We start from the raw sequence: 25280 nt of genomic DNA, 5'->3' as shown, positions 1-25280 counted from the left end.
ACAGATAGACGAAATTATCCCATGCCCGACACCGACAAGTACCAAATCGAAATTCACCCCATGCCGCAGTACATCGCTGAGCAGTCCGACCCGGAAAATGACCGCTACATCTTTGCCTACACGATCACTATCAAGAACGTCGGCAGCGTGCCGGCCCAGCTCGTCTCGCGGCACTGGATCATCACTGACGGCAACAACGAGGTGCAGGAAGTGCGCGGCCTCGGCGTCGTCGGCAAGCAGCCGCTGCTGCAGCCGGGCGAGAGCTTTCAATACACCAGCGGCTCATCGCTGACGACGGCGATCGGCACGATGAAAGGCACTTACCAGATGGTGGCCGAGGACGGCACGCATTTCGAAGCCGAAATCCCCGAATTCGTCCTGGCCAGCCCGCGCGCCCTGCATTGAGCCTCAAGCACAGCTATACGCTGATCGCCCCGTTCTACGACGCGGCGATTGCCCGGGCCACGCATGCCGCCCGGGCGCGCAGCCTGTCGGCTCTGCCGAAGGAGGCCGGAAAAGTGCTGCTGGCCGGCGTCGGCACCGGGCTAGACCTGCCCCACCTGCCGCCGCAACACCATTACGTCGGCCTCGACTTCAATCAGGCCATGCTGCGCCGCGCCCTGCCCCGGGCCAGCCACGTCGATTTCGCGCCGGTGCAGGGCGACGCCCAGTGCCTGCCGTTTGCCGACGCTTCATTCGACTGCGCGGTTTTGCACCTGATTCTGGCTGTCGTGCCGCAACCGGCACATTGCTTTGCGGAGATCGAACGCGTCCTCAAACCCGGCGGGCTGGTGCTCGTTTTCGACAAGTTTTTGCGCCGGGGGCAGCCTGCCATTCTGCGCCGGCTGATCAACCCGCTGGTAAGCCGGGTGGCGACCCGTCTCGATGTGGTTTTTGAAGATTTACTCAGCGAAACCTCCAGCCTGGTGCTGGAGCATGACCAGTCAGCCCTGGTCGGCGGCTGGTTCCGGATGATCAGGCTCAGGAAGCTCTGAAGGTGGCGGCACGGGCGGCACCTCCGGTTCGTCCTTGCCCAGTGCGTCCTCGATCCAGGCCAATGTCAGGGTGTAGGTGACGGCCAGCACGACCGGGCCAACAAAGATGCCGATCAGCCCGAAACTCAACATGCCGCCAATAACGCCGGCGAAAATCAGCAGCAGCGGCAGATCGGCACCGCGCCGGATGAGCATCGGGCGCAGGAAGTTGTCGAGATTGCCGACAATCAGGCTCCAGATCAGCAAACCCGTCGCCCAGCCTGTATCGCCGGTCCAGTACATCCAGCCGGCGGCCGGCAGCAAAATCAGCAAGGGCCCAACCTGGGCGATGCACAGCATGAGCATGACGGCAGAGAGCAGCGAGGCGAACGGCACGCCAGCGACGGCCAGCCCGATACCGCCGAGCACGGTCTGCACGATGGCCGTGACGCCAACCCCGAGCGCCACGCCACGAATCGCCTGACCGGCCAGAATGATAGAGTTTTCGCCACGCTCGCCGGCCAGCCGGCGGCCAAAACGCCGCGCCATGCGCGCCCCGGTTTCTCCGCTGGAATAGAGAATGGCGGCAATCGTCACGACCAGCAGAAACTGGATCAGCATGCCACCGACACCACCGACCTGAGCGAGCACCCACTTTCCCGTATCGGCCGCATAGGGCGTCACCTTGGCGACAATGCCAGTGGCACCTGCCGCATCGAGCTGCGCCCATCCTGCAGCAATGCGCTCACCAACCAGCGGTACCGCTTTGACCCAGGTCGGCGGCGGCGGAAGGCCGTTGGCAGCAAACGATTTGCCTGCTGCGGTCAACTGCTCGGAATGGTCAAAAATGGTGTCGATCGCCAGCCATAGCGGCAAGACAAGCAGAAGCAACATGGCCAGCGACATGATCGCCACCGCCGGCCCACGCCGATTGCCCAGCCGCGCTTCCAGCGACCTGAACAGCGGCCAGGTGGCGACCACGATCATCACCGCCCAGACGGTTGCCGCCAGGAATGGCAGCAAGACCCAGACCGACAGGCCGATCAGCCCGAGGATGCAGAGGATGGCCAGCGTATTGCGGGCCAGGTCGCGGCGGATTTCAGTCATTTTGTTTCGATTCCGAAAAGGAATCAGCTGCGGTAGTCGGCGTTGATCTTGACGTAATCGTAGGAAAAATCGCAGGTGTAGACGCTGGCTTTGGCAGCGCCGCGGCCAAGATCAACGCGCACCGTGATTTCAGCCTGCGCCATGACGCGGGCGCCGTCCTCTTCCTTGTAGGCTGCCGCCCGGCCGCCCTGTTCGGCGACCAGAACGTCATCAAGCCAGACCTTGACGCCATCGACGTCGAGATCGGCGATGCCGGCGTAGCCGACGGCCGCCAGAATGCGGCCGAGATTGGGGTCGGAGGCGAAGAAGGCCGTCTTGACCAGCGGCGAGTGGCCGATGGCGTAGCCGACCTTGCGACACTCTTCGATATCCTTGCCACCCTGGACGGCCACGGTGATGAACTTGGTAGCACCCTCGCCGTCACGCACGATGGCCTGGGCCAGTTCGACCGAGACGGCGATGATCGCCGCCTTGACCTCGGCCCAGCCGGCATCGCTTTCAGCGGCGAAGCTGGCGCCGGACTGGCCGGTGGCGATCATCACGTAGGAATCGTTGGTCGACGTATCGCCATCGACGGTGATGCAGTTGAACGAGGCATCGGCCGCTTCCTTGACCAACTTGTCGAGCAGGGGCTGGGCGATACCGGCGTCGGTGGCGAGGAAACCGAGCATGGTCGCCATGTTCGGCCTGATCATGCCGGCGCCCTTGGAGACTCCCGAAATAGTCACTTTTTTCCCGTTGACCGTAACAATCCGCGAAGCGGCCTTGGCGACCGTATCGGTGGTCATGATGCCGTGCGCCGCAGCATGCCAGTTATCGGCCTTGAGGTCGGCGAACACCGCCGGCAAGCCGGCCTTGATCCGATCCACCGGCAAGAGCTCGAGAATGACGCCGGTCGAGAAAGGCAGCACCTGCCCGGCCGAAACACCGAGCAATTCGCCGACCGCATCGCAGGTTTCCTGCGCCGCCTGACGCCCCGGCTCGCCGGTCCCGGCGTTGGCGATGCCAGTATTGACTACCAGCGCACGGATTTCATTGCCGGCCGCCAGATGCTTGCGGCAAATCTGCACCGGCGCGGCGCAGAAACGGTTCTGCGTAAATACGCCGGCAACGGTGCAACCTGCATCGAGCGCGACGAGCGTCAGGTCGCGACGGTTTTTCTTGCGGATTTCGGCCTCGGCGACACCGAGACGAACCCCGGCAACCGGGAAAAGTTGATCGGCAGCGGGGGTAGCGTAATTGACAGGCATTCTCATGGCTCCAAAAGCATCAAGGCACCTCGCGGGTGCCTTGGGGGGAATCAGCAAAAATCAGGACAGTTTTCCGTGGCAGTGCTTGTATTTCTTGCCCGAACCGCAGGGACAGGGATCGTTGCGCCCAACCTTCGGCCCGCTATCGGCCGGCTGTTGTGGCTGCGCCTCGTCAGCATCACCCAGCGCCTCGTCAAAACCGGCATGTTGATACTGGACGTTCTGCACATCGGCGTGCGGGGCGGTTTCCTCAACGTCTTCCGGGGTGCGGATCTGCACGGTGAAGACGATGCGGGTAACTTCCTTGCGCACGAGGTCGAGCAGACCTTCGAACAACTCGAAGGCTTCGCGCTTGTACTCCTGCTTCGGGTTCTTCTGGGCGTAACCGCGCAGATGGATGCCCTGACGCAGATGGTCGAGCGCCGCCAGATGTTCGCGCCAATGGCTGTCGAGGCTCTGCAACATGACATTGCGCTCGAACTGCTGGAAGTTGGTCGCGCCGACCAGTTCAACCTTGGCCCGATAGGCTTCGTCGGCTTCCTTGGTGATACGGGCGAGGATTTCCTCGTCGGACAGCGTCGGCTCATCCTTGAACCACTGGGCAACCGCGGCATTGATCTGCAGCTCGGTGGCCAAAGCGCTCTCTAGCCCTTCCATGTCCCACTGCTCCTCGACCGATTCGGCCGGCACGTAGGTGCGGAAGACATCGGCGATGACGCTCTGGCGCATGGCGGTGATGGTTTCGGAAATATCGTCCGTTTCCAGCAGTTCATTGCGCTGCTGGTAGATCACCTTGCGCTGGTCGTTGGAGACATCGTCGTACTCCAGCAACTGCTTGCGAATGTCGAAGTTGCGGGCTTCGACCTTGCGCTGTGCGGATTCCAGCGAGCGTGTGACGAGCGGATGCTCGATCGCTTCGCCTTCCGGCATTTTGAGCTTGTCCATGATGGCGCGCAGACGCTCGCCGGCAAAGATGCGCAACAACGGATCATCGAGCGACAGATAGAAACGCGAGGAACCGGCATCGCCCTGACGACCGGCCCGGCCGCGCAACTGGTTGTCGATACGGCGCGATTCGTGACGCTCGGAGCCGATGATATGCAGACCACCAGAGGCCAGCACGGCATTGTGCACTTCCTGCCACTCAGCCTTCATCGCGGCAGCTTTCTGCTCCCGTTCGGCAACCGGCAGCGACTCGTCATCACGAATGGCCGCGAGCGGCTTCTCGATATTGCCGCCAAGCACGATGTCGGTACCGCGACCAGCCATGTTGGTGGCGATGGTGACCATCCCCGGTCGACCGGCCTGGACGACGATTTCCGCTTCGCGGGCATGCTGCTTGGCGTTCAGGACCTGATGCGGCAGCTTTTCCTTGTCGAGCAGACCGGAAAGCAGTTCGGAAGCCTCGATCGAGGTCGTCCCGACCAGCACCGGCTGGCCGCGTTTGGCGCAATCCTTGATGTCGGCAATGATCGCCGTGTGCTTCTCGTCGGCGGTCTTGTAGACCAGATCGTTCATGTCCTTGCGGACCATCGGCCGATGAGTCGGGATGACCACCGTTTCGAGACCGTAGATCTGGTGGAATTCGTAAGCTTCGGTATCGGCCGTGCCGGTCATGCCGGCCAGCTTGTTGTACATGCGGAAGTAATTCTGGAAGGTGATCGAGGCCAGCGTCTGGTTCTCGGCCTGGATTTTCACGCCTTCCTTGGCTTCGACGGCCTGATGCAGGCCATCGGACCAGCGGCGCCCCGTCATCAAGCGACCGGTAAATTCGTCGACAATGACCACTTCGTCGTTCTGCACGACGTAATGCTGGTCCTTGTGGAAGAGGGTCATGCCGCGCAAGGCGGCATTGAGGTGGTGCATCAGCGTGATGTTGGCGGCGTCGTAAAGGCTGGTGCCTTCCTTGAGCAAGCCATGTTCGGCCAGCAACTGCTCAGCGTGCTCGTAACCGGCTTCCGACAGGTGAACCTGATGGCCCTTCTCGTCAACCCAGTAATCGCCCGCGTCTGCTTCTTCCATCGCCCGCGTCAGGTTGGGAACGACGTCCTTCATGCGCAGATAGAGATCAGTGTGGTCTTCGGCCTGTCCGGAAATGATCAGCGGCGTGCGGGCTTCGTCGATCAGGATCGAGTCAACCTCGTCGACGATGGCGAAGTTCAGCGTGCGCTGCACGCGCTCGCCGGCCGTATAGACCATGTTGTCACGCAGGTAATCAAAGCCGAATTCGTTGTTGGTGCCGTAGGTGATGTCGGCGGCGTAGGCGGCCTGCTTGGCCTCGTGATCCATCTGCGACAGATTGACACCAACGGTCAGACCGAGGAAACGGTGCAGTCGCCCCATCCAGTCAGAGTCGCGGGTGGCCAGGTAGTCATTGACCGTAATGACGTGGACGCCCTTGCCGGAAATCGCGTTGAGGTAGGCCGGCAGCGTACCGACCAGCGTCTTGCCTTCACCGGTGCGCATTTCGGCGATTTTACCGTCATGCAGCACCATGCCGCCGATCATCTGAACATCGAAGTGACGCATGCCGAGAGCGCGGACGCCGGCTTCGCGAACTACCGCAAAAGCCTCCGGCAGCAGCGCGTCAAGCGATTCGCCGTTGGCGTGGCGCTGGCGGAACTCGTCCGTCTTGGCGCGCAATGCCTCATCGCTGAGTGCCTGCATGGCCGGTTCAAACGCATTGATGCGCTTGACTGCCTGAGAATATTGTTTGATCAGCCGGTCGTTGCGGCTGCCGAAAATCTTTTTGAGTAGGCCGGATATCATCGCGATGGAATAGTGTTTGCGCAGTGCGGCAAAACGACGATTCTAACACGCCCCCATGACCCGATGATGACGACCTAAATCAAGGGGACTCGTGACAACTTAACGGCGCTTGACCAAGGCGTATTCGTCACCCTGCTTGAGAAAGTGGGCCGGATTCTGGGCAACGCCCAGCATGCGAACCTCAAAATGCAGATGTGGGCCGGTCGACCGCCCGGTCGTGCCAACGGCACCAATCTGGCTGCCGCGCTTGATCAGACTGCCGGCCAGAACATCCATGCGCGAAAGATGAGCATAGCGGGAAGTCAGCCCCTCGCCATGATCGACTTCGATCAGATTGCCGTATTCGGGATGATAAGCCGCCGACAGGACGACGCCGTCAGCTGCGACAACAACCGGCGTGCCGGTCTCGGCAGAAAAATCCATGCCTTCGTGCATCGAACGCAGGCCGGCAATCGGATCGTTGCGATGACCGAACGGCGACCCTAGGGCAGCATTCTTGACAGGCAAGATCGTTGGCAACAGACGGTCCTTGACCCGCTTTTCAAGCAGCTTGAATTCTAGGAAAGCAAGGTCATCGCTACGCTGCTCGACCTGACCGGCCAGTCGATCGATCTCACGCTGGAGCTCTATGGCCGACATCGGTGCAGCAACATATGGCCCGCCCTGACCAAGCTTGACCACTTCGGCCACCGGCGGCCGCTTGATCCCGACCAATCCGGACATACGCTCACCCAAAGAGTCGAGCTGCATGACCTTGCCCTGCAATTCACCCAGCTTGGTTGCCATCAACTGTAGATTGTTGTTGAGATGCTCCCGCGTCTTCGTTGTCTCCTGCTGCTGCAAGGACAGCATGAGGTCCTCGACCAGTGGCAGACGCAGGTGCACCGACAGCCACGAGAACAGCGCCGAGGTCGAAAACACCAGCGCCACGAAGACGAACAGCGCCATCACCAGATGCCGGGGCATAATGGTGATTGTTCTCGCCGCCTTCAGGTGGCGCGAAACCAGAATAATCTGCATGGAACCTCCAATGTACAAAGGGCCTGAGCACTATCTCGACAAGGACGCCGCCGCCAGCAGGGTCATGGCCCACGCCCGGTTGTTGCTCAAGCTCTCGCGTCGCTTCGAAGCGGTCGCCCCGGCAGGGCTGCGCCACTCGGCTCACGTTGCCAATTACAAGTTGGGGACAATCATTATCCACGCCGATAACGGCGCGGTCGCTGCCAAGATTCGCCAGTTGAGTCAGCGCCTAAGCAACGAGTTATCGAAAGGAGGGGCGGAGTGTAGCGGCATCGAGGTAAAAGTACAACCCCGCCAAATTCCTTCCCAATCAACAAGTTCGACTCAAAAGCCGCTCTCCGACAAGGCAATCGGCATACTGCAATCAACCACCGAAAAGCTACCGGAAGGCCCGCTCAGGAAGGCTCTGGACAATCTGCTGAAGCGCGCCGCTAGAGTGGAATGATCGCCAGGCGCTCGACAAACATCAGCGCAAAAACAACCAGCGCGAAAACGATGCCGTACTTCAAAAGGCGCCAGCTCAGCGCAAGGTAGTAGCGGTTGCCGGTAAAGGTGTAGATAAGCAGGCTGGCGCCAATGCCGATCACAAGAATGGCTGCCAGCAGACGTAGCAGCCACATAGCGGTTTAGGCCGCCGCTTGAGCTAACCAGCGGGTCACGCCACTCGGGGCGTGCTCGGCTTCTTCGAAGGTAGCGATTTCCCAGCAGTCCTGTTGTTCGAGCAGAGCACGGGCCAGCTGGTTGTTCATGGCATGGCCGCCCTTGTGCGACGAATAAGCGGCGAGCAGCGGATGACCAAGCAGGTAGAGGTCGCCAATGGCGTCGAGAATCTTGTGTTTGACGAACTCGTCACCGTAGCGCAGACCGTCCTGATTGAGGACGCGGAACTCGTCGAGAACAATCGCGTTTTCCAGGCCGCCACCGAGGGCGAGGCCGTTTTCACGCAGGTATTCGACTTCCTGCATGAAGCCGAAGGTTCGGGCGCGCGAAACTTCGCGGGTATAGGACTGCTCGGCAAAATCGATTTCCGCCCTTTGGGCTGACTTGTCGATGGCCGGATGGTTGAAAACGATGGAAAACGTCAGTTTATAACCGTCGTAAGGCTCAAAACGCGCCCACTTGTCACCATCGCGAACTTCGATGGGCTTGGTGACGCGAATGAATTTCTTGGCAGCGTTCTGTTCCTCGATGCCAGCGGACTGGATCAGAAAAACAAACGGTGCAGCCGAACCGTCGAGGATGGGCACTTCCGGCGCATCCAGATCGATCCAGGCATTGTCGATGCCGAGGCCGGCGAGGGCCGACATCAGGTGTTCGATGGTACCAACCTTGACTCCGTCCTTTTCGAGACAGGAGCACATGCGCGTATCGCCGACCATGAAAGCCTTGGCGGGGATATCGAGCGGCTCGGGGAGGTCCACGCGACGGAAGACGATGCCGGTGTCCGGAGCTGCCGGGCGCAGGGTCATGTTGACCTTGACACCGCCGTGCAGGCCGACGCCGGAGGCGCGAATGACTGTCTTCAACGTGCGTTGCTTGAGCATGCTAAGTGCTTGAATGATTGGGGAAGGTGACGGATTGTAACACAAGCCGTCACCACCCTTTTTCAGAGAGAGTTTTTGTTACATCAATCCGCCTGCTTGCGCAGGAAAGCCGGAATGTCGTAACGGTCGACACCGCTGTTGGCCAAAGCCTCGACGGTGACGTTGCGCTTGCGGACGACAGCCGGGACATCAGCCATCTGGTTGTAGTCGATGGCCGGGCCATTGGAAAAGGCGACGGCATCGCTGGTCCCGGTAGCCTGAACCAGAACCGGCTGGGTAAACACTTCCGGCTGGCGGGCACGGGCGGCGGCAACCTGGCCGAGACCGGTGGCGACGACAGTGACGCGCAGGGCATCGCCCATCAGCTCGTCATAAACAGCACCGAAGATGATGTGAGCGTCTTCGGCAGCAAAGGCCTTGACGGTGTTCATCACTTCGTTGACTTCCTTCATCTTGAGGCCGCCCTTGGAGGCGGTGATGTTGACCAGCACGCCACGGGCGCCGGACAGGTTGATGCCTTCGAGAAGCGGCGAAGCGACGGCCTGCTCGGCGGCGATACGGGCGCGATCAACACCGGCGGCAGCGGAGGAACCCATCATGGCGCGGCCCATTTCACCCATGACGGTGCGGACGTCTTCGAAGTCGACGTTGACCAGACCCGGGTAGGTAATGATTTCGGCGATTCCGCCAACGGCATTTTTCAGCACGTCGTCGGCGGCGCGGAAGCAATCGTCCACATCGGCGTCGTCGCCCATGACTTCCATGAGCTTGTCGTTGAGGATGACGATCAGTGAATCGACATGCTTGGAGAATTCGGCGATGCCGGCTTCGGCCGACTTCATGCGCTTGTTGCCTTCGAAGCTGAACGGCTTGGTGACCACACCAACAGTCAGGATGCCCATTTCGCGGGCGATTTCGGCGACTACCGGGGCGGCGCCGGTGCCCGTGCCGCCACCCATGCCGGCCGTGATGAAGGCCATGTGGGCACCTTCGAGCGAAGCGCGAATTTCTTCGCGGTGTGCATCGGCCGCTGCCTGGCCGGCTTCCGGCTTGGCACCGGCGCCGAGACCGGTCTTGCCGAGCGACAGCTTGCTCGATGCGGCATTGCGGCTGAGCGCCTGGGCATCGGTGTTGGCGGCGATGAATTCAACGCCGCTGACGCCTTCGCGAATCATGTGCTCGATGGCATTGCCACCAGCACCACCCACGCCGAATACCTTGATGATGGTACCGGCATCTTCGTCTTTCTCGATGATCTCAAACATGATGACTACCTCCTCTGAAAAAACTGTTCAACAACAAATCAAAAATTCTTGGCAAACCACGACTTCATGCCGTCGAAGACGTCCTTGAAGCCCTGCTTTTCCTGGATCTTCTGGCCGCGTTTGCGCTGGGCCTGGGCTTCGAGCAGCAGGCCGTAAGCGGTCGAGAAGCGCGGGCTTTGCACGACGTCGGCCAGGCTGCCGGTGTATTTCGGGTTGCCGAGGCGAACCGGCATGTGAAAGAGCTCCTCGCCCAACTCGACCATGCCGGGCATGACGCTGGCGCCGCCGGTCAGGACGATGCCGGACGACAGCACTTCCTCGAAACCGGCGCGGCGCAGCTCGTTCTGGATCAACTCATAGAGCTCCTCGACGCGCGGCTGGATGACGTCGGCCAGGGCGCGGCGGCTCAGCTTGCGACTCGGCCGGTCATCGACACCGGCAACATCGAGGTTCTCGCTCACGTCAGCCAGTTGCGACAGGGCGCAGCCGTACTTGCACTTGATGTCTTCGGCTTCGCGCGTCGGCGTGCGCAGCGCCATGGCGATGTCGTTGGTGACCTGGTCGCCGGCAATGGGAATCACCGAGGTGTGGCGGATGGCGCCCTGCGTCCACACGGCGATGTCGGTCGTACCGCCGCCGATGTCGATCAGGCAAACGCCAAGGTCCTTTTCGTCCTCGGAGAGCACGGCGTAGCTGGAGGCCAGCGGCTGCAGTACGAGGTCGTTCACTTCCAGACCGCAGCGGCGGACGCACTTGACGATGTTCTGGGCGGCCGAGACGGCGCCGGTGACGATGTGCGTCTTCACTTCGAGGCGCATGCCGCTCATGCCGATCGGCTCGCGGATGCCGTCCTGGCCGTCGATAACGAATTCCTGGGTGAGAATGTGCAGGATTTCCTGATCAGCCGGGATCGGCATTGCCTTGGCGGTTTCGATGACGCGCTCGACGTCGGTCTGGGTGACTTCCTTGTCCTTGATCGCCACCATGCCGTTCGAGTTGAAGCTCTTGATGTGGCTGCCGGCGATGCCGGTATAGACGTTGGTCACCTTGCAGTCGGCCATCAGCTCGACTTCCTGGACGACCCGGCTGATGGTGTGCACGGTGTCCTCGATGTTCACCACGACGCCCTTCTTGAGACCGCGCGAATCCTGCGAGCCCATGCCGATGACGTTCAGATGGCCTTCCTGGTTGATCTCGGCGACCAGCGCGACGATCTTCGACGTCCCGATATCGAGACCGACGACCAGATCCTTGTTGTCCCTGCTCATATGCTTACTTTCCCTTCCCCTCGCCCGCCATTCGCATGGCGAAACCATTCGGATACCGCAAATCCACGACCGCCGGCCGGACCGCCTGCCTGGCGACCGTTTCCGGATAAATTTCCAAAAAGCGCTGCAGACGCACACCGACTGGCGCCTTCGGCTGTTCCCGACCGATGTCCACCAACATGCCGTTTTGCAATTTGAGCTGCCAGGCCAGACGCGGTGACAGCGTGACCTGGACCGGCTTTTCGCCGACCGTTCCGAACGAACCGACAAACTCGCTGTAATGTTTCAAGACTTCCTGCGCCGTTCCGTTCGGCCCGAAAAGCAGCGGCAAGTTGGTCGCTTCGCTCTCCGGCAGACCGGCGGCAAATACCTCGCCGTAGCTGTTGACCAATTCGCCGCGCCCCTCGCCCCAGCGCGCCACCGGTTTGTGCTCCTCGATCCGGATTTCGAGACGGTCCGGCCACTGGCGACGCACATCGACCTTGCGTACCCAGGGCAGCTTCTCGAGCGAACCGCGCACCTGTTCCAGATTCAGGCTGAAGAAATTGCCTTTCAGCGAGCCCGGCAACACCTGTTCCACCTCGCCCCGCTTGGTGTGCGGCAGCGGCTCGGCAAACACCACATGCTTGACCGGCAGCGACGGTACGCGCACCAGCCAGACCGCGCCGGCGGCCAGCAACGCCGCCGCGGCGACCAGCATGAGCAGGTCGGCGATGGCGTTGAGCAGGTGCGGTTTGTTCCACATTCATTGGCTCAGTCGTTGGTAGCGAGTTCGAGGACACGGCGGACCAGCGTCGGGTAGTCCATGCCATTGACGCGGGCGGCCATCGGCACCAGCGAATGGTCGGTCATGCCGGGCGCGGTATTCACTTCGAGGAAGTAATGCTTGCCGTCCTCGTCCATCAGGAAATCGACCCGGCCCCAGCCACGGCCGCCGAGGACGCGGAAAGCTTCGAGCGCGCCCTTGCGGATTTCCATTTCCTTGGCTTCCGGCAGGCCGCACGGGCACAGATATTGGGTGTCGTCGCGGTTGTACTTGGCTTCGTAGTCGTACCACTCGGTGGCCGGCTCGATCTTGATGATCGGCATGGCTTCGTCGCCGATGATGCCGACCGTGTATTCGCCGCCGAGCACGCCTTTTTCGGCGATGACCAGCGGATCAAACTTGGCCGCTGCTTCGTAGGCGGCCTTGAGCGCGCCGCGTTCCTTGACCTTGGTGATGCCAATCGACGAGCCTTCGTGCGCCGGCTTGACGAAGAGCGGCAGGCCGAGTTCTTCCTCGATGTCGGCAAAGTCGGAATCGGCCGTGAGCAGCGCATATTCGGGAATGGCCAGGCCGGCCGCCTGCCACATCAGCTTGGTGCGGAACTTGTCCATGGCCAGCGCCGAGGCAAGGACGCCGGAGCCGGTGTAGGGGATGTGCATGACTTCGAGGGCGCCCTGAATCGTGCCGTCTTCGCCATGGCGACCGTGCAGTGCGATGAAGGCGCGGTCGTAGCCCTTGAGGGCATCGAGCGGCTGCGAGGCCGGGTCGAAGGCGTGGGCGTCGATACCCTGCCCTTGCAGGGCGGCCAGCACGCGCGAACCGCTGTTCAACGAAACTTCACGCTCGGCGGAGGTTCCACCAAACAGGACGGCGACTTTGCCGAAATCAGACATGCTTTGCTCCAGACTGCATTTCAATTTTGGGCATTTTTTCCGGTTGACCGTAGGAACTCATATCTGCCCTGCCACTTTCCCGGGAACCGCACCAATCGAGCCGGCCCCCATGCACAACACCACGTCGCCAGCGCGGGCGACATCCATGATCGTTTGCGGCATGGCCGCGATGTCTTCGACGAAAACCGGCTCGACCTTGCCGCCGACGCGCAGGGCGCGGGCTAGCGAACGGCCGTCGGCAGCGACGATGGGCGCTTCGCCGGCGGCGTAGATTTCGGCCAGTAACAGCGCGTCGACCGTGCTCAGCACCTTGACGAAGTCTTCGAAGCAATCACGCGTCCGCGTGTAGCGGTGCGGCTGGAAGGCCAGCACCAGACGACGGCCGGGGAAAGCACCACGGGCGGCGGCCAGCGTGGCGGCCATTTCGACCGGGTGATGGCCGTAGTCATCGACCAGCGTGAAGCTGCCGCCAGCCGGCAAGGCGACTTCACCGTAGCGCTGGAAGCGGCGACCAACGCCCTTGAACTCGGCCAGCGCCTTGACGATGGCGGCGTCGGAAACCTGCACTTCGGTGGCCACGGCGATGGCGGCCAGAGCGTTGAGGACGTTATGCAGGCCCGGCGTGTTGAGCGAAATCGACAGCCGCGAGGTCGAGCCATTGACCCGGACGCAGTCGAAGCGCATCCGGCCATCCTCGGCGACGATGTTCTCAGCGTAGAAATTGTTCTCCGGCGACAGGCCGTAGGTGATGATCTGCTTCGGCACGCGCGGCATGATGTCGCGCACATTGGCGTCGTCGCCGCAAAGCACGGCCACGCCGTAAAACGGCAGGCGATTGAGAAATTCGACGAAGGCCGACTTCAGACGCTCGAAGTCATGGCCATAGGTTTCCATGTGGTCGGCGTCGATGTTGGTGACGACCGAAATGACCGGCGACAGGAAGAGGAAGGAGGCGTCAGACTCATCGGCCTCGGCCACGAGAAAATCGCCGCTGCCGAGACGGGCGTTGGCACCGGCCGCATTGAGGCGACCGCCGATGACGAAAGTCGGATCGATGCCGCCTTCGGCCAGGATGCTGGCGACCAGACTGGTGGTGGTGGTCTTGCCGTGCGTCCCGGCGATGGCGATGCCATGCTTGAGGCGCATCAGTTCGGCCAGCATCTGGGCGCGCGGCACGACCGGGATCTTCTTTTCGCGGGCGGCGACGACTTCCGGGTTGTCGGCCTTGACGGCGGTCGAGGTAACGACGGCATCGGCCCCGGCGATGTTTTCGGCGGCGTGGCCGATCATGACCTTGATGCCCTCGCCTTCGAGGCGACGCGTCGTGGCACTGGCCGCCAGATCGGAGCCGCTCACCGTGTAGTCGAGGTGGACCAGCACTTCGGCGATGCCGCTCATGCCCGAACCGCCGACGCCGACGAAGTGGATGTGTTTGACTTTATGTTTCATTTCGCGCTCTCTGCACAAATAGTCGCCACTTCTTCGGTGGCATCGGGCTTGGCCAGACTGCGGGCCTTTTCAGCCATTTCCAGCAGTTGACCGCGGGAATAGTTGCGGATCAGCGCGATGGATTCCGGCGTTAATTCGGTTTGCGGCAAAAGGAAGGCGCCGCCAACATTGACCAGGAATTTGGCGTTGCCGGTCTGGTGGTCATCGACCGCATGCGGGAAGGGCACCAGGATGCTCGCCACGCCGGTGGCGGCCAGTTCGGCCACGGTCAGCGCACCGGCCCGACAGATGACCAGATCAGCCCATTCGTAGGCACCAGCCATGTCTTCGATGAAGGAAACGCAATGGGCCTGGACGCCGACCGCGGCGTAATTGGCCTTGAGCGCCTCGATATGCTTTTCGCCGGCCTGATGGACGATCTGCGGTTGTTCGGATTCAGCCAGCAGGGCCATGCCCTTGGGCACCATTTCGTTAAGCGCCTGGGCACCGAGACTGCCGCCAATGACCAGCACGCGCAGGGCGCCGGTGTGCTCGGCAAAACGCTCGGCCGGCGGGGCGATCTTGGCGATTTCCGGACGCACCGGATTGCCGGCCCAGATGCCTTTGTTCAGGACATCCGGGAAGCCGGTCACGACGCGGTCGGCCACACCAGCCAGGACGCGATTAGCCAGCCCGGCCACCGAATTCTGTTCATGGACGACCAGCGGCTTGCCGAGCAACACGGCCATCATGCCGCCCGGGAAGGTGATGTAGCCGCCCATGCCGAGCACAACATCAGGCTGCACCTGACGGATGGCTTTCTGCGCCTGCCAGAAACCCTTGAGCAGATTAACCGGCAGCAGCAGCTTGCGCAGGATGCCCTTGCCGCGCAGGGCGGCGAACTTCAAATTAACCATCTCGAAGCCGTGCTGTGGCACCAGACGGGCTTCCATGCCCTCCGGATTGCCCAGCCAGACAACACGCCAGCCGGCATCGCGCATCGAGTGAGCAACGGCCAGCGCCGGAAATATGTGGCCGCCGGTGCCGCCGGCCATGATCATGATCGTCTTGCTCATAGCTTGCCTCCGCGCATCAATTGGCGATTCTCCCAATCCACCCGGAGGAGGATGGCGAGCGCCACGCAGTTGGCGAAAACGCCCGAACCGCCGAAGCTCATGAGCGGCAGGGTCAGGCCCTTGGTCGGCAGCAGGCCCATGTTGACGCCCATGTTGATGAAGGACTGGACGCCGAACCAGATGCCCATGCCCATGGCGACGAGCGCCGGGTAGAGGCGGTCAAGCTGCACGCACTGGCGGCCGATGGCGAAAGCGCGCTGAACGAGCAGGGCGAACAGCGCGATGATCGCCACAACGCCGAAGAAGCCCAGCTCTTCGGCGATCACGGCGAGCAGGAAGTCGGTGTGCGCTTCCGGCAGGTAGAACAGTTTTTCGACACTGGCGCCAAGGCCGACGCCGAACAGTTCGCCGCGGCCGAAGGCGATCAGCGAATGCGACAGCTGGTAACCGCGGCCGTAGGCATCGGCCCACGGGTCCATGAAGCCGAACACGCGGTCGCGCCGGTAGGGCGAGACGATGATCATGATCGCGAAGGCGATGAGCAGGCCGACGATGAGCAGCGCGAACAACCGCGCCTTGAGGCCGCCGAGGAAGAGGATACCCATGGCGATCGAGATGATGACGACCAGAGCGCCGAAGTCCGGCTCCTTGAGCAGCAGCATACCGACCACGGCCATGGCCCCGAACATCGGCAGGAAGGCCTGCTTGAGGTCATGCATGACATTGATCTTGCGCACCGTGTAGTCGGCGGCGTAGAGCACGGCGAACAGCTTCATGAGTTCGGACGGCTGCAGGTTGGCAAAGCCAAGCGACAGCCAGCGGCGGGCGCCATTGACATCGCGGCCGATGCCGGGGATCAGCACGAGCGCCAGCAGGGCGACGCCGATCATGAACAGGTAGGGCGCGTTCTTCTGCCACAGCGAGAGCGGCACCTGGAAAGTGACGGCGGCGGCGACCAGACCGATGCACAGGAAGATGCCGTGGCGGACCAGGTAGTAGGCCGGCTGATGGCCGGTGAAACGGCCGCCTTCGGCGATGGCAATCGAAGCTGAATAGACCATAACCAGCCCCGAAAAAAGCAGGATCAGCACGCTCCACAGCAGGGCGTAGTCGATCTCGGCCACTTGCCGGCGCGGGGAATCGAGGGCGCCGATCATCATGCTGACAACCCCTTCACCGCATCAATGAAGGCCTGGGCGCGGTGGGCGTAATTCTTGTACATGTCGAGGCTGGCACAGGCTGGCGAGAGCAGGACGCAATCGCCCGACTTGGCCTGGGCAGCAAGCCAACGCACGGCGGCTTCCATGTCGCCGAGGATGCGGGTCGGCACGCCGCTGCCTTCGAGGGCCATACCGATGGCGGCGGCATCTCGGCCGATCAGGGCGACGGCGCGGCCGTGTATTTCGAGAGCGGGCTTGAGCGGTGAGAAATCCTGTCCCTTGCCGTCACCACCGAGGACGATGGCGACCTTGCGGCCCATGCCTTCGATTGCGGCCAGCGTGGCACCGACGTTGGTGCCCTTGGAGTCGTCGACATAAAGCACGCCGTCGATTTCAGCGACGGTTTCGACGCGATGCGGCAAGCCGGCGAAAGACTTGAGCGGTTCGACCAAGCCAGCCGGTGCGACGCCAATCGCCTCGCACAGGGCCAGCGCGGCCATGGCATTGGCGGCGTTATGCAGGCCGGACAGCTTGAGGTCGGCCAGCGCGACGAGCTTTTCCTTGCCGCGATGGATTGCCCCGTCGGCAAAACCGTAATCGACGCCGCGCGGCGCGGCGTTCAGGCCGAAAGTCACCATCGTGCGGCCGCAGCGGCCGTTGGCCATCGACCAGTCGTCGTCACGGTTCAGGACCATGACGCCCTTGCCCTGGAAAACGCGCGACTTGGCGGCGGCGTAATTGGCCAGGCTGCCTTCATAACGGTCGAGGTGATCTTCCGAGACGTTGAGCACGGTGGCGGCTGCGGCGTTCAGGTGGTGCGTCGTTTCGAGCTGGAAGCTCGACAGTTCGACGACCCAGACCTGCGGCAAAGCGCCGGCATCCTGCGCATCCATGAGCGCATCGAGGGCCGACGGCGAGATGTTGCCGCAGGCGATGGCCGGAACACCGGCGCCGTTGAGCAGATGGGCGGTCAGCGCCGTCGTGGTCGTCTTGCCGTTGCTGCCGGTGATGGCGATGACCTTCGAGCCCGGCACCTGCTCGCGCACGCCGACGGCGAACAATTCGATTTCTGACACTATTTTCCGGTCGACCGTGGCAATCACCGGTGTCGCCTTGGCGACGCCTGGCGACAGCGCGACGAGATCGGCGCTGGCAAACGGTGCTTCAACAAACGGCCCGGCGATCAGTTCGGCGCCCGGGGCAACACGCTGCAGCGCTTCAACGTTCGGCGGGTTGTCGCGCGAATCGGCGACGCGGACCAGCGCGCCCTGGCGATGCAGCCACTTGGCCATCGCCAGTCCGGACTCACCGAGTCCGACAACCAGAACGCGTTTGCCGCGAAGTTCCATCAGCGCAACTTCAACGAGGACAGCCCGACTAGCACGAGCATGATGGTGATGATCCAGAAGCGGACGACGACCTGCGTCTCCTTCCAGCCCGATTGTTCGAAGTGGTGGTGCAAGGGCGCCATGCGCAGGATGCGGCGGCCCTCGCCGAATTTCTTCTTGGTGTATTTGAAGTAGCTGACCTGCAGCATGACCGACAGGGTTTCGACGACGAAGACGCCGCCCATGATCAGCAGGACGATTTCCTGACGCAGGATGACGGCGACGGTGCCGAGCGCCGCGCCGAGCGACAGCGCGCCGACGTCACCCATGAACACTTCGGCCGGGTAAGCGTTGAACCACAGGAAGCCGAGCCCCGCCCCGGCAATGGCGCCGAGCAGGATGCACAACTCGCCCGCCCCCGGCACGTAGGGAATGAGCAGGTACTTGGCGAGCCCGGCGTGGCCGGTGACGTAGGCGAAGATGGCGAAGGCGCCGGCGATCATGACGGTCGGCATGATGGCGAGGCCGTCGAGGCCGTCGGTCAGATTGACCGCGTTGCTGGTGCCGACGATGACGAAGTAGGTCAGCGTGATGAAACCGACGATGCCGAGCGGGTAGGCGATGGTCTTGAAGAAGGGCACGATCAGTTCGGTCTGCGCCCCCGACTTGGCCGAGTAGGCGAGGAAGAGCGCGGCTCCGAGGCCGAGCACCGATTGCCAGAAGAATTTCCACCGACTGGCCAGGCCATTCGGGTCACGATAAACGACCTTTTTCCAGTCGTCGTACCAGCCGACGATGCCAAAACCGAGCGTAACGACGAGCACCGTCCACACGTACTTGTTGCTCAGGTCACCCCACAACAGCGTCGTGATGCCGATCGAGATCAGGATCAGCACACCGCCCATGGTCGGCGTGCCGGATTTGACGAGATGGGTTTGCGGTCCGTCGGTGCGCACTGCCTGACCGATCTTCTTGGCGGCCAGCCAGCGGATGACGCCGGGGCCGGCGGCAAACGAGATAAGCAGTGCCGTCAGCGTCGCCAGCACGGTACGCAGCGTGATGTAGTTAAAGACGTTGAAGAAGCGAACGTCCTGGGCGAGCCATTGGGCAAGAGCCAGCAGCATCAGTGTTTCTCCTCGGCGGCCGGCGCGGCCAGCGCATCGACCACACGTTCCATTTTCATAAAGCGCGAGCCCTTGACCAGCACTGTGGTTTCCGGGCCCAATTCCTTGTCGACCGCAGCAATCAGCTTTTCGATGTTGCAGAAATGCCGGGCCCCTTCGCCGAAGTTGCGGACGGCCAGTTGCGAGGCATCGCCGAGGGCAAACAAACGGTCGATGCCCTGGCTCTTGGCATAGCCGCCGATTTCGTCGTGGTACTGGCCGCTGGCCTCGCCGATTTCGCCCATGTCACCGAGCACGAAGAGCTTGCGACCGATGGTGGCGGCCAGCACGTCGATGCCGGCGCGGACCGAATCGGGGTTGGCGTTATAGGTGTCGTCGAGAATTTCGGCGCCCTTGTTGCCGGCCCGCCGCTGCAGACGGCCCTTGACCCCCGAGAAAGCCTCCAGACCTGCCGCCACGGCGGCCATCGGCACGCCGGCCGCAAGACAGGCAGCGGCAGCGGCGACGGCGTTGCGGGCATTGTGGCGACCGGGGATATGCAGCGTGATCGCTGCTTCGCCTTCCGGCGCGGTCAGTTCGATGGCGATTTCCAGACCGTGCTGGCGCACGGTGCCGCGCACATCAGCGGCGTGGTCGATAGCGAAAGTCCGCACGGCATGCGGCGCGGCCTGGCTGCACCAGAAACTTGCGTAGGCATCGTCGGCGTTGATCACGGCGATGCCGTTCGGCTGCAGGCCAGCGAAAATGCTGCCCTTTTCGCGCGCCACTTCATCGAGGTCGCCCATGCCTTCGAGGTGGGCGCGCTGAGCGTTGGTGACCAGCGCCACGGTCGGCGCGCCAATCGGCGCCAGATAGGCGATTTCGCCGGGATGATTCATGCCCATCTCGATGACGGCGGCACGATGCGAGAGACGCAGGCCGAGCAGGGTCAGCGGCAGGCCGATATCGTTGTTGAGGTTGCCGCGCGTGGACAACACGGCGGCGCCAAAGGCGGCCTTGAGAATCGCAGCGACCATTTCCTTGGTCGTCGTCTTGCCGTTTGAGCCGGTCACGGCAATCACCGGCAGCGTGAACTGGGCGCGCCAGGCGGCGGCGAAACGGCCGAGGGCGAGACGGGTGTCATCGACAACAACGGCGGACACGCCTGCCGGCACCTTGCTTTCATCGGCGACGAGCAGGGCGACGGCGCCCGCCGCCACGGCCTGATCGAGAAAATCATGGGCGTCGAAACGTTCGCCGCTCAGGGCGATGAACAACTGGCCTTCGGCGACAGTACGTGTGTCGGTCGACACGCCGGTGATATCGACGTCGCCGCCGATCAGACGGCCATGGGTCGCCTGGGCGACCTGTGAGAGCAGCCACTTCATGCTGCCTCCTCCTTGTGATTGGTTCGACGCAGGGCCAGGGCGGCGGCAGCCTGCTCGATGTCGGAAAAATGGTGACGAACACCGGAAATTTCCTGATAGGTTTCGTGGCCCTTGCCGGCAAGCAAGACGACGTCACTGACGTCAGCCTCGCCGATGACGCGCTCGATGGCGACGGCGCGATCGGCTTCGACCTCGGCCAGCTTCATGCCGGCGACGATGGCGTCGATGATGGCCTGCGGCTGCTCACTGCGCGGATTGTCGCTGGTGACCAGCACGCGGTCGGCCAGGCGTTCGGCTAATGCGCCCATCAGCGGGCGCTTGCCGGGATCGCGGTCGCCACCGCAGCCGAAGACGACGACCAGTTTGCCGCCGCGCGACTCGGCGACGGGGCGCAGGGCGACGAGGGCGTTTTCCAGGGCATCGGGGGTATGCGAGTAATCGACGACGACGAGCGGTTCGCCCTGGCCGCCAAGGCATTCCATGCGGCCCGGCGGTGCCGTCAGTTCGGACAGGCGACGCGCCACTTCGGAAGCCTGCACGCCAGCGTCGTGCAGCACGGCGGCGATGGCGAGCAGGTTGGAGATGTTGTAGCGACCGACCAGAACGGTTTCGACGGTAGCCCGGCCATTCGGCAGGACCAGGCTGAAACGCTGACCGAACGGGGTGTCGACGAGGTTTTCGGCGCGCACCAGCGCCGGATAATCGCGCCGCTGTTCGCCGATGGCGTAGCCGAGAATGCGCATGGCCGTCGTTTCGCGCGACAGCAGGCGACCGAACTCGTCGTCGAGATTGATGATCGCCGTGCGCAGACGCGGCCAGTGGAAGAGCTTTTTCTTGGCCTCGGCGTAGGCATCCATCGTGCCGTGGTAGTCGAGGTGGTCGCGCGTCATGTTGGTGAACACGGCGACATCGACGCGGGCGCCGTTCATCCGGCCCTCTTCGATGCCGATCGAGCTGGCCTCAAGGGCGCAGGCGGCCGCACCAGCGGCACGGAAGCCGGCCAGATAGCGCATCAGAGTCGTCGCTTCCGGCGTCGTGAAACCGGTTTCGGTCAGCGCTTCGGGGAAGCCGGCGCCGAGCGTGCCGATGATGGCGCAGGGTTTCGGGTAGGCATGGGCCAGGCACTGGCTGATCGTCGTTTTGCCGTTGGTGCCGGTGATGGCGATCAACGACAACCCTTCGCTCGGATGGCCATAGACGGTGTGGGCGAGCGGGCCGGCCAGCGGGCGTAGGGCATCGACCGGCAGGTTTGCTACGGTCAACCCGAAATTTTGCCCAAAATTGAAATCGCCACCCGGCTGCCAGAAGACGGCCACGGCGCCACGTTCCAGCGCATCGGCGATGTAGCGACGGCCATCGGCCAGATCGCCCGGATAAGCCAGGAAGAGATCGCCCGGCTGGACCTGACGGCTGTCGTCAGCAACGCCGGTCGGTGTGACGCCCATGGCTTCGAGGCGGTCGAGAAGTTGGCGCGGACTGCTCACAGCTTGCCCTTTCCGCTCGATGCATCGGCCACCTGGATCGGCGCATCCGGCGGCACGCCAAGCGTGCGCAAGGCACCGCCGACGATCTGCGAAAAAGCCGGACCAGCCACGTCGCCGCCGTAGTGGGCGCCGCCGGTCGGCTCGTCAATCATCACGGCGACGACCAGACGTGGATCGCTGATCGGCGCGATGCCGACGAAGGAAGCGACGTATTTGCGGGCATAAACACCGCCTTCGATCTTGTAGGCCGTCCCCGTCTTGCCGCCGACGCGATAGCCGGCAACGCGCGCCTTGGGCGCCGTGCCTTCGGGCTGAACGGCCATTTCGAGCATGATGCGCAATTCACGCATGGTCTGCGGCGAGAAGACGCGGACACCATGCGGCGGCGCGTCGTCGATCCTGGTCAGCGACAGCGGCATAAGTTCGCCGTCGTGGGCAAAAACCGTGTAGGCCCGGGCTAGCTGCACCAGGCTGACCGCAATGCCGTGACCGTAGGACATCGTCGCCTGCTCGATCGGCCGCCAGTTCTTCCACGGCCGCAGGCGGCCATTGACCTCGCCCGGGAAACCGAGATTCGGCATCTGACCGAAGCCGATGCTGTCGAACATTTCCCACATCTCTTTCGGCGGGAAACCCAGCGCAATCTTGGCCGTACCGACGTTGGAGGATTTCTGGATGACCTCGGCGACGCTCAGGGCACCATGCGGATGGGCATCGGAAATGGTCGCGCTGCCGATCGTCATCCGGCCCGGTGCGCAATTGATGATCGTGTCGAAACGAACCTTGCCTTTTTCCAGCGCCAGCGCCGCCGTAAACGGCTTCATCACCGACCCCGGCTCGAAAGTGTCGGTAATCGCGCGATTGCGCAATTGCGCCCCGGACAGGCGCTCGCGGTTGTTCGGGTTGTAAGTCGGCCAGTTGGCCAGGGCGAGGATTTCGCCGGTCCGCGCATCGATGACGATGGCGCCGCCAGCCTTGGCATTGTTGGCCTCGACCGCCGCCTTGAGCTGACTGAAAGCGAGGTACTGAATCTTCGAGTCGAGCGCCAGACGGACATCCTTGCCATCTTGCGGCGGCTTGGTCGCGCCGACGTCCTCGACGATATTGCCGCGCCGATCACGAATCACCGTGCGACTGCCCGGACGGCCAAGCAGGCTGTTCTGGAAAGCCAGCTCGACGCCTTCCAGACCCTTGTCGTCCACGCCGGTAAAACCAACGATGTGCGCCGTCATGTCGCCGGTCGGGTAAAAGCGGCGATATTCCTTTTCCTGATGCACGCCGGGGAATTTCTGGGCGCCGATGCGATCAGCCGTCTCCGGCGAAACCTGACGCTTGACGAAGGTAAAAGTCTTTTCCGAGGCGATCTTGCCGTCGAGCTCGCGCACGTTCATGTCGAGCATGCCGGCCAGCTGGCGCTTCTGCTCGCCGTTCATCGTCCGCGCATCGGCGGGAATCGCCCAGATCGTCTTCATCGGCGTCGACACGGCCAGCATGTCGCCGTTGCGATCGACGATCTTGCCGCGCGAGGCGGAAATCTCAATGTCGCGCAGATAGCGCGAATCACCCTTTTGCTGCAGGAAGTCATTATTGATGACCTGCAAATAGAAGCCGCGCGCCACGAGGGCCAGAAAGGCCGCCATTAGCAGCAGCCCCACGGTGCGCGAACGCCAGCCCTGCAAGGCTAGTTGCAGCACCGGGCTTTCGGTAAAACGGTGACCGCGTTGCGGGCGACGACGCACGACCATCAGCGCGCCCCCTTGGGAACTGCCGAATTCGGCGTCACCATGTGCAGACGCTCGCGAGCGATCTTTTCGATCCGTGGATGGTTGGCCCAGGTCGACATCTCGAGCTGCAATTGGCCGTATTCGACATCAAGCTGGCGCGCCCGCTCCTGCTCCGTCTCTAGCGCTTGGAACAGCTTGCGCGCCCGGTGCTGGGAGGTCACCACACCAAGGGCGCAAAAGACGACGATCATGAGAAGGATCACATTGAAACGCAGCATTACAGTTTTTCAGCCACGCGCATGACGGCGCTGCGCGCCCGCGGATTGGCACTGACTTCCGCCGCGGAGGGCTTGAAGGGCTTGCCGACCAGGCGCAGCTTCGGCTTCGGCAGCTGGTCAGCCCGTAGCGGCAAACCCTTGGGCAGATCATCGGCAACCGACTCGTTGCGCATGAAATTCTTGACGATGCGGTCTTCGAGCGAGTGAAAACAGATCACGACCAGTCGGCCACCCGGCTTCAGCAAGCCGAGCGCCTGCGGCAGGGCTATCTCCAGCTGGCGGAGTTCTTGATTGATATGAATCCGTAGAGCTTGAAAGCTGCGCGTCGCCGGGTCCTGCCCTGGCTCACGGGTGCGCACGGTCTCGCGTACGAGGGCCGCGAACTGACCTGTTGTGACAATAGGTTGTTCGACCCGAGCAGCCACAACCTTCTTTGCAATCTGGAAAGCAAACCGTTCTTCGCCATAATTTCTAATGACCTCCGTGATGTCTCTTATCTCGGCCCGCGCCAGCCACTCGGCCGCCGTCTCGCCCTGCGTCGTATCCATACGCATATCGAGCGGCGCGTCGTAACGAAAGCTGAAGCCGCGCTCCCCGTCGTCGATTTGCGGCGACGACACCCCTACATCAAACAAAACCCCATCAACATCACTTACACCAGCCTCGTCCGCCGCCTCGGCCAGTTCGCCGAAAGCGCGGTGCACGAGCAAAAACCGGGAATCATCGATAGCCGCACCCGCGGCAATTGCCTGCGGGTCACGGTCGACCGCCACCAAGCGGCCTTTTTCATTCAGCGCGGAAAGAATCCGGCGGCTATGGCCACCGCGCCCGAAGGTGGCGTCAACGTAGATGCCGTCGGCTTTGATCGCCAGCGCATCCACCGCCTCCTCGAGCAGTACCGTCACATGGGCGGCACCGCGGGTCACAGGACAAGATCCCCGAAGCCCGGCGGCAAATCTCCGGACAGTGCTTCGGCAGCCAGGTCGTTTTGCTGTTTCCAGCCCGCCTCGCTCCAGATTTCGAAATGCGTCCCCATACCGACCAGATAGACGGTCTTTTCGAACTTGGCGTACTCACGCAACTCTGGCGCGACCAAGATGCGGCCAGCAGAATCCAGTTCTTCGGTACGGGCATTACCGACCAGCACACGCTTGATCGAGGCCGAACGCGGATCAAGGCTTGAGGCCTTGAGGATCTGCTCGCGGATCGGCTGCCAGGCCGGCGACGGGTAAAGCAGCAGGCAGCGATGCGGATGCGCCGTCAGGACCAGGGCGCCCTCACTGGCGGCGAGCAGGGACTCACGGTGTCTTGCCGGTATGGCAAGCCGTCCCTTCGCATCCAGATTTAGTGCCGCCGCGCCTTCGAACATCTCTCGTCTCGCCCCCGTTTACCCACTTTTCAACACGTTTTCCCACTTTAGAACAACAACACTGCTCAGTCAAGCGAGAAATTGGG

At 62.6% G+C, this 25280-nt stretch carries 24 protein-coding genes; 3 read left to right on the top strand and 21 right to left on the bottom strand.

The features are described from left to right. Positions 1-21 precede the first annotated feature (21 nt). Both apaG and KI610_RS03045 read left to right on the top strand, forming a co-directional pair. The gene (apaG, locus tag KI610_RS03050) at positions 22-405 is read left to right on the top strand and encodes a Co2+/Mg2+ efflux protein ApaG (protein WP_226497222.1); all 384 of its coding nucleotides are present in this window, start codon (positions 22-24) and stop codon (positions 403-405) included. Further along, positions 402-995, top strand: coding sequence for a class I SAM-dependent methyltransferase (locus tag KI610_RS03045; protein WP_226497221.1), 594 nt, complete (start codon positions 402-404; stop codon positions 993-995). The genes apaG and KI610_RS03045 overlap by 4 nt, the downstream gene beginning before the upstream one ends. Here the strand turns inward: KI610_RS03045 and ydiK are convergent. The 4 genes from ydiK to KI610_RS03025 all read right to left on the bottom strand — a co-directional run bounded on the left by ydiK (position 945) and on the right by KI610_RS03025 (position 7120). After that, on the bottom strand, positions 945-2081 hold the full coding sequence (gene ydiK, locus KI610_RS03040; RefSeq protein ID WP_226497220.1) for an AI-2E family transporter YdiK: 1137 nt from the start codon (positions 2079-2081) through the stop codon (positions 945-947). The genes KI610_RS03045 and ydiK overlap by 51 nt on opposite strands. A 23-nt stretch (positions 2082-2104) precedes the next feature. Beyond that, entirely contained in the window at positions 2105-3331 is a 1227-nt protein-coding gene (argJ, locus tag KI610_RS03035) for a bifunctional glutamate N-acetyltransferase/amino-acid acetyltransferase ArgJ (RefSeq protein WP_226497219.1), read from the bottom strand. 60 nt (positions 3332-3391) lie between these two features. Then, positions 3392-6100, bottom strand: a complete 2709-nt coding sequence (secA, locus tag KI610_RS03030; protein ID WP_226497218.1) for a preprotein translocase subunit SecA — start codon at positions 6098-6100, stop codon at positions 3392-3394. Between the two features lie 99 nt (positions 6101-6199). After that, positions 6200-7120 (bottom strand): M23 family metallopeptidase, encoded by a 921-nt coding sequence (locus KI610_RS03025; RefSeq protein ID WP_226497217.1) that lies wholly within the window; start codon positions 7118-7120, stop codon positions 6200-6202. A 10-nt stretch (positions 7121-7130) separates the two neighbouring features. Here KI610_RS03025 and KI610_RS03020 point away from each other — a divergent pair, with 10 nt between their 5' ends. Continuing rightward, on the top strand, positions 7131-7565 hold the full coding sequence (locus tag KI610_RS03020) for a DciA family protein (RefSeq protein WP_226497216.1): 435 nt from the start codon (positions 7131-7133) through the stop codon (positions 7563-7565). Here KI610_RS03020 and KI610_RS03015 read toward each other — a convergent pair. The 17 genes from KI610_RS03015 to mraZ all read right to left on the bottom strand — a co-directional run bounded on the left by KI610_RS03015 (position 7552) and on the right by mraZ (position 25194). Beyond that, positions 7552-7740, bottom strand: coding sequence for a hypothetical protein (locus KI610_RS03015; protein ID WP_226497215.1), 189 nt, complete (start codon positions 7738-7740; stop codon positions 7552-7554). The two genes, KI610_RS03020 and KI610_RS03015, sit on opposite strands and share 14 nt — an antisense overlap. Before the next feature lie 6 nt (positions 7741-7746). Next, positions 7747-8664, bottom strand: a complete 918-nt coding sequence (lpxC, locus tag KI610_RS03010; RefSeq protein WP_226497214.1) for a UDP-3-O-acyl-N-acetylglucosamine deacetylase — start codon at positions 8662-8664, stop codon at positions 7747-7749. Between the two features lie 83 nt (positions 8665-8747). Continuing rightward, positions 8748-9929, bottom strand: coding sequence for a cell division protein FtsZ (ftsZ, locus tag KI610_RS03005; protein ID WP_226497213.1), 1182 nt, complete (start codon positions 9927-9929; stop codon positions 8748-8750). A 38-nt stretch (positions 9930-9967) separates the two neighbouring features. Further along, positions 9968-11197, bottom strand: a complete 1230-nt coding sequence (gene ftsA / locus KI610_RS03000) for a cell division protein FtsA (protein WP_226497212.1) — start codon at positions 11195-11197, stop codon at positions 9968-9970. A gap of 4 nt (positions 11198-11201) precedes the next feature. Beyond that, positions 11202-11942, bottom strand: coding sequence for a cell division protein FtsQ/DivIB (locus KI610_RS02995; RefSeq protein WP_226497211.1), 741 nt, complete (start codon positions 11940-11942; stop codon positions 11202-11204). Positions 11943-11950: 8 nt separating this feature from the next. Then, positions 11951-12856: a D-alanine--D-alanine ligase gene (locus KI610_RS02990; protein WP_226497210.1), complete on the bottom strand. Its 906-nt coding sequence runs from the start codon at positions 12854-12856 to the stop codon at positions 11951-11953. Positions 12857-12913: 57 nt separating this feature from the next. Continuing rightward, positions 12914-14305 (bottom strand): UDP-N-acetylmuramate--L-alanine ligase, encoded by a 1392-nt coding sequence (gene murC, locus KI610_RS02985; RefSeq protein ID WP_226497209.1) that lies wholly within the window; start codon positions 14303-14305, stop codon positions 12914-12916. After that, complete coding sequence (gene murG / locus KI610_RS02980) at positions 14302-15360, bottom strand: undecaprenyldiphospho-muramoylpentapeptide beta-N-acetylglucosaminyltransferase (RefSeq protein ID WP_226497208.1); 1059 nt, start codon at positions 15358-15360, stop codon at positions 14302-14304. The genes murC and murG overlap by 4 nt, the downstream gene beginning before the upstream one ends. Beyond that, positions 15357-16520: a putative lipid II flippase FtsW gene (gene ftsW / locus KI610_RS02975; RefSeq protein ID WP_226497207.1), complete on the bottom strand. Its 1164-nt coding sequence runs from the start codon at positions 16518-16520 to the stop codon at positions 15357-15359. Before ftsW ends, murG begins: the two co-directional genes overlap by 4 nt. Continuing rightward, entirely contained in the window at positions 16517-17869 is a 1353-nt protein-coding gene (murD, locus tag KI610_RS02970; RefSeq protein ID WP_226497206.1) for a UDP-N-acetylmuramoyl-L-alanine--D-glutamate ligase, read from the bottom strand. Before murD ends, ftsW begins: the two co-directional genes overlap by 4 nt. Then, positions 17869-18972 carry a phospho-N-acetylmuramoyl-pentapeptide-transferase gene (mraY, locus tag KI610_RS02965; RefSeq protein ID WP_226497205.1) on the bottom strand — a complete coding sequence of 368 codons (1104 nt, stop codon included), beginning with the start codon at positions 18970-18972 and terminating at the stop codon, positions 17869-17871. The genes murD and mraY overlap by 1 nt, the downstream gene beginning before the upstream one ends. Then, a complete protein-coding gene (locus KI610_RS02960; protein ID WP_226497204.1) occupies positions 18972-20339 on the bottom strand; it encodes a UDP-N-acetylmuramoyl-tripeptide--D-alanyl-D-alanine ligase in 1368 nt (455 codons plus the stop codon). Before KI610_RS02960 ends, mraY begins: the two co-directional genes overlap by 1 nt. Continuing rightward, entirely contained in the window at positions 20336-21823 is a 1488-nt protein-coding gene (locus KI610_RS02955; RefSeq protein ID WP_226497203.1) for a UDP-N-acetylmuramoyl-L-alanyl-D-glutamate--2,6-diaminopimelate ligase, read from the bottom strand. The genes KI610_RS02960 and KI610_RS02955 overlap by 4 nt, the downstream gene beginning before the upstream one ends. After that, positions 21820-23568: a peptidoglycan D,D-transpeptidase FtsI family protein gene (locus KI610_RS02950; RefSeq protein ID WP_226497202.1), complete on the bottom strand. Its 1749-nt coding sequence runs from the start codon at positions 23566-23568 to the stop codon at positions 21820-21822. The genes KI610_RS02955 and KI610_RS02950 overlap by 4 nt, the downstream gene beginning before the upstream one ends. Beyond that, entirely contained in the window at positions 23568-23825 is a 258-nt protein-coding gene (ftsL, locus tag KI610_RS02945) for a cell division protein FtsL (RefSeq protein WP_226497201.1), read from the bottom strand. The genes KI610_RS02950 and ftsL overlap by 1 nt, the downstream gene beginning before the upstream one ends. Beyond that, positions 23825-24751 (bottom strand): 16S rRNA (cytosine(1402)-N(4))-methyltransferase RsmH, encoded by a 927-nt coding sequence (gene rsmH / locus KI610_RS02940; protein WP_226497200.1) that lies wholly within the window; start codon positions 24749-24751, stop codon positions 23825-23827. Before rsmH ends, ftsL begins: the two co-directional genes overlap by 1 nt. Further along, the gene (gene mraZ, locus KI610_RS02935) at positions 24748-25194 is read right to left on the bottom strand and encodes a division/cell wall cluster transcriptional repressor MraZ (RefSeq protein WP_226401794.1); all 447 of its coding nucleotides are present in this window, start codon (positions 25192-25194) and stop codon (positions 24748-24750) included. The genes rsmH and mraZ overlap by 4 nt, the downstream gene beginning before the upstream one ends. Between the last annotated feature and the right edge of the window lie 86 nt (positions 25195-25280).

Source organism: Ferribacterium limneticum (assembly GCF_020510565.1).
GTDB lineage: Bacteria > Pseudomonadota > Gammaproteobacteria > Burkholderiales > Rhodocyclaceae > Azonexus > Azonexus limneticus_B.
The sequence above is the reverse complement of the archived record's forward strand: the minus strand, read 5'-3'. Positions and strand labels throughout refer to the sequence as shown.